The sequence below is a fragment of the Bradyrhizobium sp. CCGB12 genome, from assembly GCF_024199845.1.
Lineage (GTDB): Bacteria > Pseudomonadota > Alphaproteobacteria > Rhizobiales > Xanthobacteraceae > Bradyrhizobium.
Window position 1 is genome coordinate 8068969 of sequence record NZ_JANADO010000001.1, and the last position, 15826, is coordinate 8084794.

Annotated in this window: 16 protein-coding genes; 10 read left to right on the top strand and 6 right to left on the bottom strand. The window is 66.3% G+C overall.

The features are described 5' to 3' along the window. Window positions 1-4: 4 nt before the first annotated feature. Window positions 5-670: a TlpA disulfide reductase family protein gene (locus NLM27_RS37040; RefSeq protein ID WP_254147963.1), complete on the bottom strand. Its 666-nt coding sequence runs from the start codon at window positions 668-670 to the stop codon at window positions 5-7. A gap of 104 nt (window positions 671-774) precedes the next feature. On the opposite strand from NLM27_RS37040, the gene argH reads away from it, so the two are divergent. From argH to lysA, 3 genes are all read left to right on the top strand, one after another. Further along, entirely contained in the window at window positions 775-2172 is a 1398-nt protein-coding gene (gene argH, locus NLM27_RS37045; RefSeq protein WP_254147964.1) for an argininosuccinate lyase, read from the top strand. 94 nt (window positions 2173-2266) lie between these two features. Then, window positions 2267-2557 (top strand): lipoprotein, encoded by a 291-nt coding sequence (locus NLM27_RS37050; RefSeq protein WP_254147965.1) that lies wholly within the window; start codon window positions 2267-2269, stop codon window positions 2555-2557. Between the two features lie 23 nt (window positions 2558-2580). Then, entirely contained in the window at window positions 2581-3846 is a 1266-nt protein-coding gene (gene lysA, locus NLM27_RS37055; RefSeq protein WP_254147966.1) for a diaminopimelate decarboxylase, read from the top strand. A gap of 177 nt (window positions 3847-4023) precedes the next feature. On the opposite strand, the gene NLM27_RS37060 is transcribed toward lysA, so the two are convergent. Beyond that, entirely contained in the window at window positions 4024-4932 is a 909-nt protein-coding gene (locus NLM27_RS37060) for an NAD(P)-dependent oxidoreductase (protein WP_254147967.1), read from the bottom strand. Window positions 4933-5135: 203 nt separating this feature from the next. Beyond that, entirely contained in the window at window positions 5136-5519 is a 384-nt protein-coding gene (locus NLM27_RS37065; protein WP_028134137.1) for a carboxymuconolactone decarboxylase family protein, read from the bottom strand. Window positions 5520-5688: 169 nt separating this feature from the next. On the opposite strand from NLM27_RS37065, the gene NLM27_RS37070 reads away from it, so the two are divergent. Further along, window positions 5689-7647 (top strand): TIGR02302 family protein, encoded by a 1959-nt coding sequence (locus NLM27_RS37070; protein ID WP_254147968.1) that lies wholly within the window; start codon window positions 5689-5691, stop codon window positions 7645-7647. After that, window positions 7635-8798, top strand: coding sequence for a DUF4175 family protein (locus NLM27_RS37075; RefSeq protein WP_254147969.1), 1164 nt, complete (start codon window positions 7635-7637; stop codon window positions 8796-8798). Before NLM27_RS37070 ends, NLM27_RS37075 begins: the two co-directional genes overlap by 13 nt. A gap of 196 nt (window positions 8799-8994) precedes the next feature. On the opposite strand, the gene NLM27_RS37080 is transcribed toward NLM27_RS37075, so the two are convergent. Together NLM27_RS37080 and NLM27_RS37085 are read right to left on the bottom strand one after the other, a co-directional pair. Further along, window positions 8995-9369, bottom strand: coding sequence for a response regulator (locus NLM27_RS37080; RefSeq protein WP_254147970.1), 375 nt, complete (start codon window positions 9367-9369; stop codon window positions 8995-8997). A 47-nt stretch (window positions 9370-9416) separates the two neighbouring features. Further along, window positions 9417-10295, bottom strand: coding sequence for an MJ0042-type zinc finger domain-containing protein (locus NLM27_RS37085; RefSeq protein WP_254147971.1), 879 nt, complete (start codon window positions 10293-10295; stop codon window positions 9417-9419). A gap of 191 nt (window positions 10296-10486) precedes the next feature. Here NLM27_RS37085 and ftsE point away from each other — a divergent pair, with 191 nt between their 5' ends. From ftsE to NLM27_RS37105, 4 genes are all read left to right on the top strand, one after another. After that, entirely contained in the window at window positions 10487-11146 is a 660-nt protein-coding gene (gene ftsE, locus NLM27_RS37090; RefSeq protein WP_018646542.1) for a cell division ATP-binding protein FtsE, read from the top strand. Beyond that, window positions 11139-12107, top strand: coding sequence for an ABC transporter permease (locus NLM27_RS37095; RefSeq protein ID WP_254147972.1), 969 nt, complete (start codon window positions 11139-11141; stop codon window positions 12105-12107). The genes ftsE and NLM27_RS37095 overlap by 8 nt, the downstream gene beginning before the upstream one ends. Before the next feature lie 288 nt (window positions 12108-12395). Continuing rightward, complete coding sequence (locus NLM27_RS37100) at window positions 12396-13100, top strand: YdcF family protein (protein WP_254147973.1); 705 nt, start codon at window positions 12396-12398, stop codon at window positions 13098-13100. A gap of 22 nt (window positions 13101-13122) precedes the next feature. Then, on the top strand, window positions 13123-13896 hold the full coding sequence (locus NLM27_RS37105; protein WP_254147974.1) for a 1-acyl-sn-glycerol-3-phosphate acyltransferase: 774 nt from the start codon (window positions 13123-13125) through the stop codon (window positions 13894-13896). Here the strand turns inward: NLM27_RS37105 and NLM27_RS37110 are convergent. Beyond that, window positions 13893-14504, bottom strand: coding sequence for a gamma-glutamylcyclotransferase (locus tag NLM27_RS37110; protein ID WP_254147975.1), 612 nt, complete (start codon window positions 14502-14504; stop codon window positions 13893-13895). The two genes, NLM27_RS37105 and NLM27_RS37110, sit on opposite strands and share 4 nt — an antisense overlap. 110 nt (window positions 14505-14614) lie before the next feature. Here NLM27_RS37110 and NLM27_RS37115 point away from each other — a divergent pair, with 110 nt between their 5' ends. Further along, window positions 14615-15802 carry a DUF2125 domain-containing protein gene (locus NLM27_RS37115; RefSeq protein WP_254147976.1) on the top strand — a complete coding sequence of 396 codons (1188 nt, stop codon included), beginning with the start codon at window positions 14615-14617 and terminating at the stop codon, window positions 15800-15802. Window positions 15803-15826 lie beyond the last annotated feature (24 nt).

The following is a 15826-nucleotide window of genomic DNA, read 5'->3' on the forward strand; positions in this document are numbered from 1 at the left end:
ATATCTAAAGCGACGCGGCGGCCTTGCCCGTCGCCGCCCGGATCAGCTTGAGCGCGTCCTCGCTCGCCCATTCCGCCGGCCCCGCGATTGTCGCGATCTCGCAGCCCTGTGGGTCGACCAGCACCGAAGTCGGCATGCCCAGCGCTCGGCCTATCGCCTTAAGATCCTGGAAAATCTTGGCTTTCTGATCGCTAAAATAGCCGAGCCTGACAAGATTGGCGTCCTTCAGGAAGGTCTTGGGCTTCTCGGGGTCGCGGGTGTCGATGTTGATCGCCACCACCTCGAAATTCGGGCCCGAGAGCTTGCCCTGGAGCTCGTCCAGCGCCGGCATCTCCTTGCGGCAGGGCACGCACCAGGTGGCCCAGAGGTTCACCAGCAGCGTCTTGCCGCGGAAATCGGACAGTCTTTTCGGCTTGCCGTCGGCATCCTCGAAGGCGAGGTCCGGCAGCTTCAACGGGGCGCTTGCCATGGTCAGCGCCGCCACCTCGCCATGGGCGAGCGGGGCGATTTTTTGCGCCGTCGCCACTGCCGACCGGCAGACCGGATCGCCGCTAGGCGACCGGCTCAGGCCCAGCCCGTACAGCGCGGCGAAGCCGGCCAGGCCCACGACCGCCACGGTGGCGATGACGAGGGGGATGCGGCGCGTGGGGGAGGACGTCTTGTCGAGCATATCGTTTGTCATCCGGTCGCAGATATGGCTATCAGGGGCCTCTTAATACGGCTGGCGTCGGCCAGCAAACAGGCCAGCGACAGGCAAGGCGTGAGCAGGGGACTATGAGCAACAAGATGTGGGGCGGCCGGTTCTCGGAGCGTCCCGATGAGATCATGGAAGAGATCAACGTCTCCATCGACGTAGATCGTCATCTCTTCGCCCAGGACATTGCGGCGTCCAAGGCCCACGCCGCGATGCTGGCCAGCCAAGGCATCATCACGGCCTCTGATGCGAAAAATATCGGCAAGGGTCTAGACACGATTTTGTCAGAGATCGGCAAGGGCGGCTTCACGTTCAAGCGCGCTCTCGAGGATATCCATATGAACGTCGAGAGCCGCCTGTCCGAGCTGATCGGCCCCGCCGCCGGAAGGCTGCACACGGCGCGCTCGCGCAACGACCAGGTCGCGACCGATTTCCGCCTGTTCGTCCGCGACGTCATCGACGAGACCGATGCGGCGCTTGGCTCGTTCCAGCAGGCGCTGGTGGAGCGCGCGCTGGAGCATGCCGCAACCGTCATGCCCGGCTTCACGCATCTGCAGACTGCGCAGCCCGTCACCTTCGGCCATCACCTGCTCGCCTATGTCGAGATGGCCGCGCGCGACCGCGGCCGCTTCCAGGACGCGCGCAAGCGGCTGAACGAATCCCCGCTGGGCGCGGCTGCGCTCGCCGGCACCTCGTTCCCGATCGACCGTCATGCCACCGCCAAGGCGCTGCTGTTCGACCGCCCGATGGCGAACTCGCTCGATGCGGTGTCCGACCGCGACTTCGTGCTGGAGACGCTGTCGGCGGCCGCGATCTGCGCCGTGCACATGTCGCGCTTCGCCGAAGAGATCGTGATCTGGACCTCGCCGCTGGTTGGCCTTGTCAGGCTCAGCGACAAGTTCACCACGGGATCCTCGATCATGCCGCAGAAGCGCAATCCTGACGCCGCCGAGCTGGTGCGCGCCAAGACCGGCCGCGTCATCGGCGCGCTCAACGGTCTCCTGATCGTCATGAAGGGCCTGCCGCTCGCCTACCAGAAGGACATGCAGGAGGACAAGCAGGGCGCGATGGAGGGCTTTGCCGCGCTGTCGCTGGCGATCCGCGCCATGACCGGCATGGTCCGCGACCTCGTGCCCGATGAGGCGAAGATGAAGGCGGCCGCGGGCGAGGGCTACGCGACCGCGACCGATCTCGCCGACTGGCTGGTGCGGACGCTGAAGATGCCGTTCCGCGAGGCCCACCACGTCACCGGCCGCATCGTCGCCAAGGCCGCCGAGGGCGGCGTGGCACTGCACGAGCTGCCGCTGAAGGAGATGCAGGCGATCGAGCCGAAGATCACGAAAGACGTGCTCGGCGTGCTCTCGGTCGAATCGTCGGTGAAGAGCCGGACCAGCTTTGGCGGAACTGCGCCGAAGAACGTGGCGTCGCAGGCAAAGAGCTGGGCGAAGCGGCTGGAAAAAGAGCGAAAATCGGGCTGAGGGCAGAATTTCGCTTGTTTTTCCATGGTCATCCGGCTCTCGCCAGAGCGCGCCAATCTCTGTATGGTGCGCGCCGCGTAGTGGGGATTTCGTCGTGACGTCAAAGTTTCGCCCGGCCGGCTCGGGGTGGGCCATCATTGTCCTTAGCCTGACGGCGCTGGCGCTCGCCGGTTGCGGCCGCAAGGGCCCGCTGGATTTGCCGCCGACCGCCTCCAACGCGCCCGCGACCAACGGTGCCGCGCCGGCCGACACCGAGACCCAGAGGACGCCGAGCGCGTTCAATCCCACCTACGGTGGTGCGGATGCCGCGCCCGCGGCGGCCAGGGGCCGGAAGAAACCGTTTATTCTCGACCCGCTCCTGGACGAACCTCCCGGCAGGAACTGAGCCGGGGCAACCGAGCCTGCGCCATGAACCATTTCGACTATCGCAACGGCGTGCTGCACGCCGAGGCGGTGAACCTGTCCGAGCTGGCCGCGACCGTCGGCACGCCGTTCTATTGCTATTCGACCGCGACGCTGGAGCGGCACTACCGCGTCTTCGCGGAGGCCTTCGCCGGCGAGAAGGTGCTGGTCTGCTACGCCATGAAGGCGAACTCCAACCAGTCGGTGCTGCGCACGCTCGCCAAGCTTGGGGCCGGCGCGGACGTCGTCTCGGGCGGCGAGTTGAAGCGGGCGCTCGCCGCCGGCATTCCCGCCAGCAAGATCCTGTTCTCCGGCGTCGGCAAGACGGAAGCCGAGCTGCGCGCCGCGCTCGCCGCGGACATCCTCTGCCTCAACGTCGAATCCGAGCCCGAGCTCGAGCTGCTGTCGCGGCTCGCGACCGAGATGGGCAAGACCGCGCGCATCTCCGTGCGCGTCAATCCCGACGTCGATGCCGGCACGCACGCCAAGATCTCGACCGGCAAGTCCGAGAACAAGTTCGGCATTCCTATCGCCTATGCCCGCGAGGTCTATGCTCGCGCCGCGAAGCTGCCGGGCATCGAGGTGACCGGCACCGACGTGCATATCGGCAGCCAGATCACCGATCTCTCCAAGATGGAGACCGCGTTCCGCATCCTCTCCGAATTCGTGCAGACGCTGCGCGCCGACGGTCACAACATCTCGCATGTCGATTTCGGCGGCGGCCTCGGTATTCCCTATTACATGGACCGCGAGGCACCGCCGGCACCCGACGCCTACGCCGCCATGGTCAAGCGCGTCAGCCACAATCTCGGCTGCACGCTGATGTTCGAGCCGGGCCGCATGATCGTCGGCAATGCCGGCATTCTCGTCGCCAAGGTCATTTACGTGAAGCACGGCGACGGCAAGAATTTCGTCATCATCGACGCCGCCATGAACGATCTGATCCGCCCGACGCTGTACGAGGCCCATCACGACATCCTGCCGGTGAACCAGCCTGCCAAGGGCGCGGCCACCATCATCGCCGACGTCGTCGGCCCGGTCTGCGAGACCGGCGACTATCTCGCGCTCGATCGCACGCTTCCAACACCGAAGGCGGGCGATTTGCTCGCTATCATGACCGCAGGCGCCTACGGCGCGGTGCAGGCCGGCACCTACAACACGCGGCCGCTGGTAGCGGAGGTGCTGGTGAAGGGCGACCAATACGCCGTGGTGCGCCCGCGCATCGAGGTCGAGCAGCTGATCGCGATGGATACGCCGGCGCCGTGGTTGTGAGAGGCGTGACGGCGGCGCCACACATTCAGTGTCGTCCTGGCGACAGCCAGGACCCATTACCCCCGGGGGCCGTGTGGCGTGAAGCTGCTCGCCCCGATCTTCGCCAAACTTCGCGCGGTGGTAATGGGTCCTGGATCTGCGCTTCGCTTGTCCAGGACGACATCGGAGGATGGGCCGCTATTTCCCCGCCAATCCGCCCGCCTTCCCGCCCACTACAACACCCGCCTTCTTCTCGATCGGCTTGATCGCCGCCGTGAAATCCGACTCGGCGCCTTCCGCGCTGATCACGGTCTCCCACAGCCGCCCCACCGCGTCCGCGACCTCCATCGACAGGCCGAGCTGCTTCATCTCCTCCAGTGCCAGCCGCACGTCCTTCACCATCAATCCCGTGGCGAAGCCGAAATCGAACGTGCGCGGCAGCACGGAGCGCGGAAACTTGTCGCGGCTCGCGGTGTTCATGCCGGAGCCCGCATTGATGACGTCGATCATCACGGCGGGATCGAGCCCGGCTTTCACGCCCATCACCACCGCTTCCGACGTCGCCACGATCGCGGTGGCCGAGAGGAAATTGTTGGCGAGCTTCATGGTCTGTGCTGCGCCCGGCTTCTCGCCGATGAAGAACACTTTTCCGATCACGTCGAGCGCAGGCTTGAGAAGCTCGAACTCTGCCTTCGGGCCCGACACCATCACCGCCAGCGTGCCTTTCTCGGCGCCGCCGACCCCGCCGGACACGGGGCAGTCGATCTGCACGATGGTTCGTTTGGCGAGCAGCCCGTGAATCTTCGAAGCCATCGTCGAGCCGACCGTCGACAGATCGACGAAGCGTTTGACGCGGCTCCCCTCGATCACGCCGTTCGCCCCGGTCGCGACCGCGAGCGAGGCCTGGAGCGAGGGCAGGCTGGCCATCACCGTCTCGACCCGGTCGGCGACATCCTTCGGCGATGTCGCCGCGGTGGCACCGCGCGCCACCAGCCTGTCGACGACCTCCTTGCGCGTGTCGAACACGACGAGCTTGTGCCCAGCCTCGATCAGCCGCCGCGCCATCGGGAAACCCATGTTTCCGAGCCCGATGAATCCGATATCCATGGTGTTTCCTTTGTCTTGCTTATTCGTTGTTGGGAGCGCAGACGCGCGCCGCACATTCCGTTGTCGTCCCGGCGAAGGCCGGGACCCATAACCACAGGCAGCTGTGGTTATGGGGATTCGGAGTTGCCGCTTTCGCGCAGCGACTCCTCCCCGGGGTTATGGGTCCCGGCCTTCGCCGGGACGACGGTGGAGGGAAGAAGCCCTCACGCCTTCCCATCGATCTCCGCGAACACCTCGCGCGCGATGCGAAAACTGTCGACGGCGGCCGGCATGCCGCCATAGATCGCGACCTGCATCAGGATCTCGCGGATTTCTTCGCGGGTGACGCCGTTGGTGAGCGCGCCCTTCAGGTGCGCGCGGAATTCGTGCTGGCGGTTGAGGATCGCAATCATCGCGATGTTGAGCATGCTGCGGGTCTTGCGCGGCAGCTCCTCGCGGCCCCACACCGTGCCCCAGCAATATTCGTTGAGCATCTCCTGGAACGGACGGTTGAAGTCGTCGACGTTCTTCAGGGCATTGTTGACATAGGCCTCGCCCAGCACCGCTTTGCGGACTTCCAGGCCCTTGTCGTGCATCTTCTTGTCCATGACGTTTCCTTCGCTTCCCTTAGGATGGCGTCGCGGAAATTACGGGGTCTGGGCGGGCCAGTCACGTCCTCGTGTTATGCGGGAAAAGGGGCCTCTCCCGTGCAGGAACGGATGCCTCAGTGCTGCCGTTGTGATAGGCTTCTCTCTACCGGGCAACCTGGAGAGCTGATTGAACGGCGTCACCCCCGACCCGTCAGATCCGATCCGCGATGATGACGCTCTGTCGCGGCTGAAGCTGGCGCAGGCCCTCGACCGGGCCACTTATGCCATCGCGTGGGAGCGTGCCTGGCCGAATCTGGCGCGGCTTCTGACCGTCGTCGGCCTGTTCCTGGTGGTGTCCTGGGCCGGCCTGTGGCTGGCTTTGCCGTTTGTCGTTCGCGCCATCGGTCTCGTCATTTTCGCCGGTATCGCGATTGCCGCCCTGTTCCCGTTGATCCGCTTTCGCTGGCCGAGCCGCGAGGAGGCTCTGAGCCGGCTCGATCGTGGCTCCGGCATTCGTCACCGTCCGGCCACGACCCTCACGGACACGCTGACCTCGCAGGACCCGGTTGCCAAGGTGCTATGGCAGGCGCAGCGCGAGCGTACGTTGGCCTCGATCAAGCGTATCCGCGCCGGCCTGCCCCGCCCGCGGCTCGCTCTCCACGATCCCTGGGCTCTGCGTGCCCTCGTCATGGTGATGCTGGTTGCGACCTTCTTCGCCGCCGGTGACGAGCGTGCGATGCGGCTCGGGGCAGCCTTCGACTGGAACGGCGTGCTGGCCCCGACCAATGTCCGCGTCGACGCCTGGGTGACGCCGCCGCTCTACACCGGCAAGCCGCCGATCATCCTGTCGGCCGCCAACAAGGAGGCCGCGGCATTGCCCGCCAGCGGCCCGCTCGCCGTTCCCGCCGGCTCGACCTTGATCGTGCGCTCCTCCGGCGGCACCCTGGATGTCGCGGTCTCCGGCGGCCTCAAGGAGGTCGCCCCCACTGAAGCCGCGCCCAAGGGCACCAACGAGAAGCACTTTGCCATCGCCGCCGACGGCACCGCGCATGTCCGCGCGCCCTCCGGCCAGCCGCAATGGGCGTTTGCGGCAACGCCGGACCATGCGCCGACGATCACGCTCGCCAAGGATCCCGAGCGCCAGGCGCGCGGCGCACTCCAGCTCTCCTACAAGATCGAGGACGATTACGGCGTCACCGGCGCCGAAGCGCAAATTGCCCTGCGCCCCGCCGAAGGCAAGGACGCCGGCAAGGATAACGCGAAGGACAACAGCAAGGATGCCGACGCCAAGGGCGCGGCGCGGCCGCTGTTCCAGCCGCCAAAATTCCCGCTCGTGCTGCCGAACGCGCGCACCCGTAATGGCGTCGGCCAGACGGTGAAGGACCTCAGTGAGGATCCCTATGCCGGCGCCGACGTCACGCTGACGCTCACCGCCAAGGACGAGGCCGGCAATGAGGCGCGAAGCGAGCCCTTCAACATGCGCCTGCCCGAGCGGCTCTTCACCAACTCGCTCGCGCGCGCGCTGATCGAGCAGCGCCGCATCCTCGCGCTCGACGCCAACAGGAATTCCGACGTCTACACCGCGCTCGACGCGCTGATGATCGCGCCCGAATTGTTCACGCCGGACGCAGGCTGCTATCTCGGCCTCCGCAGCCTGGCGTCCCAGCTCGAGGCGGCCCGCAACGACGACGCATTGCGCGAGGTGGTGGCGAGCATGTGGGCGTTCGCGGTGACCATCGAGGATGACGGCGTCGCCGGCAGCGTCAACGCGGCGCTGCGCTCGGCCCAGGACGCACTCAAGGCGGCGCTGGAGCGTGGTGCCAGTGAGGACGAGATCAGGGTCCTGACGCAAAAGCTCCGCGAGGCCATGGCCGGCAAGGTGCGCGACCTCGCCCGGCGCGCCGAGCAAAATCCGCTCGGACCCCGGCAGCCGTTCCCCGCGGAGGTCCAGCTCATCCTCGACAAGGCCGTCGAGCTTCGACAGAAGACCCAGCGTGCGACGCCCGAGCAGCTCGAGGAGCTGGCGCAGCAGCAGGATGCCTTGCGTCAGCAGCTTCAGGCCTATCGGCAATCGGCGAACAGCCGGGCGAAGGCGGGGAATGACGGGGCCAACCAGTTTACGCGGGACCGGAAATGCGGAAGCTAGCACGCGTGCCAGTCTTGAAGGCGATCTCGATCGCCTGCCTCGCCTTCCTGTTGGGGGGCTTGTCGCCCGTGGCTGCGCAGCAGGATCAGGATCCTGATGCGCTGCTCGACAGCGCGGAAAAGGCGATGCAGGATTCCGGCGACAGCCTTCGGCAGAAGGAGTCCGGGAAGAGCCTGAACAACCAAACGGACGCCATTCAGAAGCTCGAGGAATACAAACGCGCGACGGAGCGCAGCCAGTCCTCCAGCCGTGATCGCAATGTCATCACGCAGCGCGATCTCGACGATCTGCTGAAGCAGATCGAGAAGGCGGCGCGCGAAGGCAATCGCGAGGCGGCCCAGCGCATGCTCGAGCAGCTGGCGCAGATCATGGAAAATCTCCAGATGGCGCAGCGCGGGCAATCCGGCGAGAGCGACATGGAGCAGGCGCTCAACGAGCTCAGCGACATGATCCGCAAGCAGCAGCAATTGCGCGACAAGACCTTCAAGCAGGGCCAGGACTCCCGGCGCGACCGCTCGCGCGGCAAGCAGCAGGGCGACCAGTCGATGTCCGACCTGCAGCAGGACCAGGAGGCGCTGCGCGACCGCTTGAAGAAGCTGCAGGACCAGCTCGCCAAGCGCGGCCTCGCGCAGAAGGGACAAAAGGGCCAGAAAGGGCAGCAGGGGCAACAGGGACAGAAGGGGCAGCAGGGCGAGCAGGGCCAGTCCGGCCAGAATGGCGATCAGGACGGCGACCAGGGCGATGACGACGGCAGTCTTGATGACGCCGACGGTGCCATGGGCGATGCCGGATCGAAGCTCGGCGAGGGCAACGCCGACGGCGCCGTGGATTCGCAGGGCAAGGCCCTCGATGCTTTGCGCAAGGGCGCGCAGAAGATGGCCGAGGCCATGCAGCAGGGCGATGGTGACGGGCAGGGCGACGGTCCCGGCAATCGGGCCGGCCGTCAGCAGAGCGGCGGCAATCAGACCGATCCGCTCGGTCGCCCGCTTCACGGCCGCGATCTGAGCGACGACTACACCGTCAAGATTCCCGGCGAGATCGATGCCCAGCGCGTCCGTCGCATCCTCGAAGAGCTCCGCCGCCGCTTAGGCGATAGCTCGCGCCCGCAGATCGAGCTCGACTATATCGAGCGCCTGCTGAAGGATTTTTGAGGCGACTTTCTCCGGATGTCGTCCTGGCGAAGGCCAGGACCCATTACCCCAGGGAGGAGTTTGGCGAAGACTCGTCGCTCGGTACTGCCAGCGTTTCTTGACCGATAGACCTCGCGGTGGGTCCTGGCCTTCGCCAGGACGACACCGTGGGTGTGGGGCGAGCGGTGAATCGCAGCGGCAGCGTAACTGCAGCCCGCTAGCCCTTCTTCGCCGCCAGCGCATCCGCCACCGCCGTGCGGATGTCGGCGACCGAGAATGGTTTTGTCACGACGTCATGCACCAGTGCATTGAGGTTCGAGGCGCGCTCGCGCTGGTCGGCAAAGCCGGTCATCAACAGGATGGTCAGGTCGGGGAAATCGCGCGCGGCGGAGAGGGCCAGCGCGATGCCGTCCATGACAGGCATCTGGATATCGGTGAGCAAGAGATCGAACGCGCCGTTCTCGCGGGTCAGGATCTCCAGCGCCTCGGCGCCGTCCTGCGCAGTGACGGTCTCGTGGCCGTCCATGGCGATGGCGCGCGCAACCAGCGTGCGCATCGAATCCTCGTCGTCGGCGATCAGGATCTTCGGCATGAGACAAACCTTGGGATCAACTCCTGCGCGGACCTTTGCGAGGCTGATTATACGCTGCCGCCGGCAATGTCGCGCCGGTTGAAGAAGCGAACGTCGATATTGCGGCCCTCCAGCGGCGGCGAGGCCAGGCGCGAGCGGAAGAAAGCGCGCTCGCCGGGCCGCAGCACGGTCTGCTCCAGCACCGTGTTCCAGGCGTAGATTTCGGCGCCCTGCGCGTCGCGCACGGCGAAGCGCAGGCGGGGGATGTCGAGCGGCTTCTTGCCCCCGCCGACGATCACGCCCTCGATCACCAGCACCTGCTTACCGTCCACGGTCTCGCTGGACAGCTTGACGTCCTTGAAAGCCAGTCCCCTCAGATTAACCTCGAGCCCGACCATCTTGTAGAACGCCGCCGTTTGCGGCAGCAGCCGCACCATGTCGCCGCGCCAGATCACCAGCGCCAGGACCAGCGCGCCCATGGCCGCGCAGGCGGTCGGCAGGCCGAAATGAGATTTTCGCGGCGCCGCGGCGGCGGCGGGGCGGCTGACCCGCGCGCCGCGGCGGCGGAACAGGTCGCGGAACCAGGACTGGTGCTGGGCGCCGGCGACGTCCTCCTCGGCGGCCCGGGCCGCCGCTGACCACTCGTCCTCGATCTCCTTGGCCTCCTCGGTCGGCCAGTCGCTGGCGATCGAGGGGCTTTCGACAACCGGCGTGTCGGCGGCGCCGTCGTCCCTGGCGTAGGAGTTCCACTGCTCGGCGAGGTCGGACTGGTCCTCGGCCTGGCTGGCCGCGGCCATGGCCGGGACGGACGCCTCTTCGATGGCATCCTCGGCATGGGCGACCCAGGTCTCCTTGCAACGGGAGCAGCGCACCGTCCGGCCATTCGCGCCAAGGCTCGCAAGCTTGATGGCGTAGGATGTCGTACAATGGGGGCAGACGATATGCATGGACGAGCCTTGAGGCATGAACGAGGACTTGGACTGGTCTTGACGATGCCACGGTCGCGGAGAACCGGGCGGCCCTTATGCTACCCGGCGAGCGTTAACGAACCGGAAACCATAACGGCCGCAAAACCGGTTCATCGCGTATGGCGGGACGCAGCCGTGCAGCCCGCGCCCCCTCTCGAACGGAGCTGAGCTTGGTTCGGTTCGAAAATGTCGGATTGCGTTACGGTCTGGGGCCGGAGATTCTGCGCGACCTCAGTTTCCAGATCCCGGCGCATTCCTTTCAGTTTCTCACCGGACCCTCCGGCGCCGGCAAGACCTCGCTGTTGCGCCTGTTGTTCCTGTCGCATCGGCCGACGCGCGGCCTGGTCAATCTGTTCGGCCACGACATCTCGCAGCTCGGCAAGGACGAGATCGCCGATTTGCGCAAACGCATCGGTATCGTGCTCCAGGATTTCCGCCTGCTCGACCACATGACGACCTATGAGAACGTCGCGTTGCCGTTCCGTGTCATGGGCCGCAGCGAGTCGAGCTATCGCAAGGAGGTGATCGATCTCCTGCGCTGGGTCGGCCTCGGCGATCGCATGGATGCGCTGCCGCCGATCCTGTCCGGCGGCGAGAAGCAGCGCGCCGCGATCGCACGCGCCGTGATCTCGCGCCCGCAGCTGCTGCTTGCGGACGAGCCGACCGGCAGCGTCGACCCGACGCTAGGCCGCCGCCTGCTGCGGCTCTTCATCGAGCTCAACAAATCGGGCACGGCCGTCATCATCGCGACCCACGACATCGGCCTGATGGACCAGTACGAGGCGCGGCGCCTGGTGCTGCATCAGGGACGGCTGCACGTCTATGAGTAGGACCGACGAGCGCGGCGTTCTGGTCGACCTCGGTCAGGAGCGTCCGCAGCTTCCGGCCAAGGCCCGCAACATGTCGCCGATCGTGCCGCGTGCCTCGATCCACGGCCGCGCGCTGGTCGCCGTCGTCGCCATCATGACCTTCCTCGCTTCGATGACCACGGGCACGGTGCTGCTGGTCAGCGCCTCCGCCGCCGAATGGCAGTCGGACGTTGCGAGCGAGATCACCATCCAGGTCCGCCCGCAGGCCGGTCGCGATCTCGAGCGCGACACCGCAGCGGTGACGGAGGCCATGCGCGCGCAGGCCGGCATCGTCGAAGTCAAGCCGTTCAGCAAGGACGAGAGTGGCAAGCTGCTCGAGCCCTGGCTCGGCACCGGGTTGTCGTTGGACGATTTGCCGGTGCCGCGCATGATCATCGCCCGCGTGCAACCGGGCACGTCGCTCGATCTCGGCGCCTTGCGTGCGCGTGTCACCCAGGTGGCGCCGAGCGCAAGTGTCGATGATCACCGTGCCTGGATCGAGCGCATGCGCTCGATGACCAACGCCACCGTCCTTGCGGGGCTCGGCATCCTCGCGCTGGTCATCATCGCCACCATCATCTCGGTGTCGTTTGCGACCCGCGGCGCCATGGCGGCGAACCGGCCGATCGTCGAGGTCCTGCATTTCGTCGGCGCCGGCGACCGCTACATAGCCAACCGTTTCCTGCGCCATTTCCTCAGGCTGGGCCTGGAGGGCGGCGTCATCGGCGGCGGCATCGCCATGCTGGTGTTCGGCTTCTCCGAGTCGATCGCCGGCTGGTTTTCCGGCACTCCCGTCGGCGACCAGTTCGCTGCTTTGCTCGGCACCTTCTCGCTGCGGGCGTCCGGCTACATCGTGCTCGCGATCCAGGCCGTGCTGATCGGCGCCATCACCGCCGTCGCCTCGCGCCAAACCTTGTTCGCGACGCTGAACGATGTTGATTGAGTGTTGTGTGATTGCCGCTTCTTCGCCTCTCCCCGTTTGCGGGGAGAGGCCGGAATTCGCGCTCGAAGCGCGGATTCCGGGTGAGGGGACTCTCCGCGAGTCCATCTGTCACCGTTCTTGCGGAGACTCCCCCTCACCCCAACCCTCTCCCCGCAAGCGGGGCGAGGGAGCGCACTGCCGACGCGGCGAGAGTAGTTGTCCCTTCCGTTCGCAGAGCCCAACAAACCAGACTCCACTTCGCCTAAAAACCTCTTAAACTCACTTCAGGGAAGGGATCACCGACATCGCATGACCTCGCCGACCGACGATCGATCGCCGAAACTGCCGCGCGGCTGGCTGCGCGCGACAATCGTGTCGACGATCGCGCTCGCCTTCGTCGGCGCGGCAGCAGGTTTCGTTGCTTTCCTGGCGCAATTGCGCGGCGCCGAGATGGTGCCGGACCGCAAGGCCGACGGCATCGTGGTGCTGACCGGCGGCTCCTCGCGGGTGTCGGACGCGATGGAGTTGTTGGCTGCCGGCTACGGCAGGCGGCTTCTGATCTCGGGTGTGCATCCGACCTCGACGGCGAACGACATCTCCCGGACCCTGCCGGAGAACCAGTCCTTCATGACCTGTTGCGTCGATCTCGACCGCACCGCGCTCTCGACCCGCGGCAATGCGGCGGAGGCGCGGCGCTGGGCCGAGGGGCGCCGGTTCAGATCGCTGATCGTGGTCACTTCGAACTATCACATGCCGCGCGCGCTGGTGGAGTTCTCGCATGCGATGCCGCAGACGACGCTGATCCCGTTCGCGGTGGTCGGCGACAAATGGCGCGAGGAGCCGTGGTGGACGTCGGCGTCGACCTTGCGGCTGCTGCTGTCGGAATATGTCAAGTACGTCGCGGCCGAGGTCAGGGTGCGGCTGGAGAATTTCGGGATTGACCTTTCCCCGGAAGTGTCGGAGCAGCCTTCGGGCGTGCAGCCGAAACGGCCCGCCACCGCCCAGGCCAATTGACCGGCAATTGATCGGATCGTCGATGTTCCTGATTTTCCTGCGCTCGCTCGTGTTCAACGTGCTGTTCTACGCCGTGCTGGTGTGCCTGGCGATAGTGGCGCTGCCGACCTTCGCGTTGCCGCCGCGCGCCATGCTGACGGTTGCGCAATGGTGGGCGAAGGCGACGCTGATCCTGATGCGCCTGGTCTGCAACATCAAGGTGGAATTCCGCGGTGTCGAGAACATCCCGCAGGGGCCTTTGCTGATCGTCGCAAAGCACCAGTCGTTCTGGGAGACGTTCGTGCTGCCGGGTTTCTTCAACCGGCCGATCTTCATCCTCAAGCGTCAGCTGATGCAGATCCCGGTGTTCGGTCAGTTCCTGGTCAAGACCGGCATGATTGCGATCGACCGCAACGCCGGTGTGAAGGCGCTGCTCGACATGACGCGGCGGGCGCGAGAAGCGGTACGCAGCGGAAGGCAGCTCGTGATCTTTCCGGAAGGCACGCGCCGCGCGCCGGGCGCGCCGCCGGACTACAAGACCGGCTTTGCGCAGATCTATTCGTCCTGCGGCGTGCAGTGCCTGCCGATCGCGCTTAATTCCGGCCTGTTCTGGCCGCGCCGCACCTTCATGCGTTATCCCGGCACGCTGGTGGTGGAATTCCTCGATCCGCTGCCGCCGGGTCTGCCGAAGGATGAGTTTCTCTCCCGTGTGCAGACCGCCATCGAGGACGCGACCGGCCGCCTCGTCGAAGCAGGCCGGAAAGAGCAGGAACAGTTGATCGGCTCCGCGCCGAGCTATGCGCCGACTGGCGGCTAGCGGCTTTCGCGGTCTTCGGCGGGCGCCGGCGCGTGCAGGGAATGCGCATCACCATGCAGCATCGTCGCAAGCTGGTGCAGCTGCGTGTCGCGAAAACCTTCGGCCTCGATTGCCTTCACCGTCGCGGTCACGTAGTCGCGATTGGCGCCGGACTGGCCGTGGCCCTGGACGACATGGCGGTGCTGCTCGGTGAGCGACAGCCGGCCGGCATATTGGACATGGCCGCGGTCGACGACATAGGCGAGCGCCGAGACGCGCTGCCGTGCATCGTTCTCCAGCCACACCGAGCGCATCACTTCGCGATAGACCGATGTCACCTGCTCGCGCGCCCGCAAATTCGCGACCACGTCGGCGCGGTCCTTCTCGGCGACGCGGAAGGCGATGCCGCGGCAGGCGCCGCCGCGGTCGAGCCCGAGCACCAGGCCCGGCTTCTCCGGCGTGCCGCGGTGCACGAAGGAATAGACGCAGAGCGCGCGGTGCTCGCCGACCAGCCGCGCCGGGACGCGTTCCCTAAATGCGAAGCCCGGCCGCCACATCAGCGAGCCGTAGCCGAACACCCAGAGGTCGCCCTTGGCTGTGGTGACGGAGGGGAGGGTTATTTCCGACATTTCGGGCACGGCTACCAGAACCGCGCCCCCAAGCGAAGCGATTTCTCCGCCTTTCGTCGCAGGCGGGCCTCGCTTACATTTGCCTGAATCTGGGATCAAAGGGTCGCCGCATGTCCAATATGACCGTTGCCGCAGGCCGCCGCCGCTCCCGTTGGGGCCTTTTCATCGCACCCGTTTTCGTCCTCGTCCTCGCCGTGGCGTGGAGCTGCTTCTGGTTCTATGCGGCGTCGCAGGCCGAAATCGCCGCCGACGCCTGGCGCGCGCAGGAGGCCAAGGCCGGCCGCATCTATGATTGCGCCAAGCGCTCGATCGCGGGCTTCCCGTTCCGTTTCGAGGTCCAGTGCTCCGGCGCCAGCGTCGCCCTGGTCTCGCAGAACGCGAGCAAGACGCCGTTCACGGCGAAGCTCGACAACATCCTGGTCGTCGCCCAGGTCTATGACCCCAAGCGCGTCATCGCCGAGTTCTCCGCGCCGGCGACGCTGACCGACGGCGTCACGCAAAACACCTTCGTGGTGAACTGGAGCAAAGGCCGCGCCAGCGTAGCCGGCCTGCCGGCCGTACCGGACCGCGCCTCCATCGTGTTCGACGATCCCAGCCTCAACCGTCTCGACGGCAGCGTGCAGGTGCCGCTCGCGCGCGCCAAGCAGGTCGAGCTGCACGGCCGCCTCGCGGACGGATCGCCGTCCGATCACCCGGTGATCGAGACCGTGCTTCAGGTCGCGCAGGGCAGCATCCAGGGTGTGCATCCCCTGCTCGCCGAGCCGTTCGAGGCGGACACGCGCGCGAAGATTACCGGCCTTTCCGACCTCACGCCAAAGCCCTGGCCGCAGCGTTTCCGCGAGATCCAGGCCGCCGGCGGCCATATCGAGATCGTGCAGTCGCGGATTCAGCAGGGCGAGATGATCGCGGTTGCGGCCGGCACCCTCGGCCTCTCCGCCAATGGCCGGCTCGACGGCGAGTTGCAGATGACGGTCACCGGCCTCGAGCGCGTGATCCCGGCGCTCGGCATCGAGAAGATGCTGGAGGAGGGAGTGCCGCAGGCAACGCTCGATCGCGTCGCGCCCGGCGTGAAATCGCAGGATCTCAACAATCTCTTCGGCGCGCTCGACCGCGCCGTTCCGGGCCTCGGCAAGGTCATCAAGCAGAACGCCAATGCCGGCGTTGCCGCCGGCATCAATTCGATCGGCACCGAGAGCACGCTGGAAGGCAAGAAGGCAAGAAGCTTCCCGCTGAAATTCGTCGACGGTGCCGTCCTGCTCGGCCCGGTCAAGGTCGGTCAGATCCCGCCGCTGTATTGATCCGCCGTCATTGCGAGCGAAGCG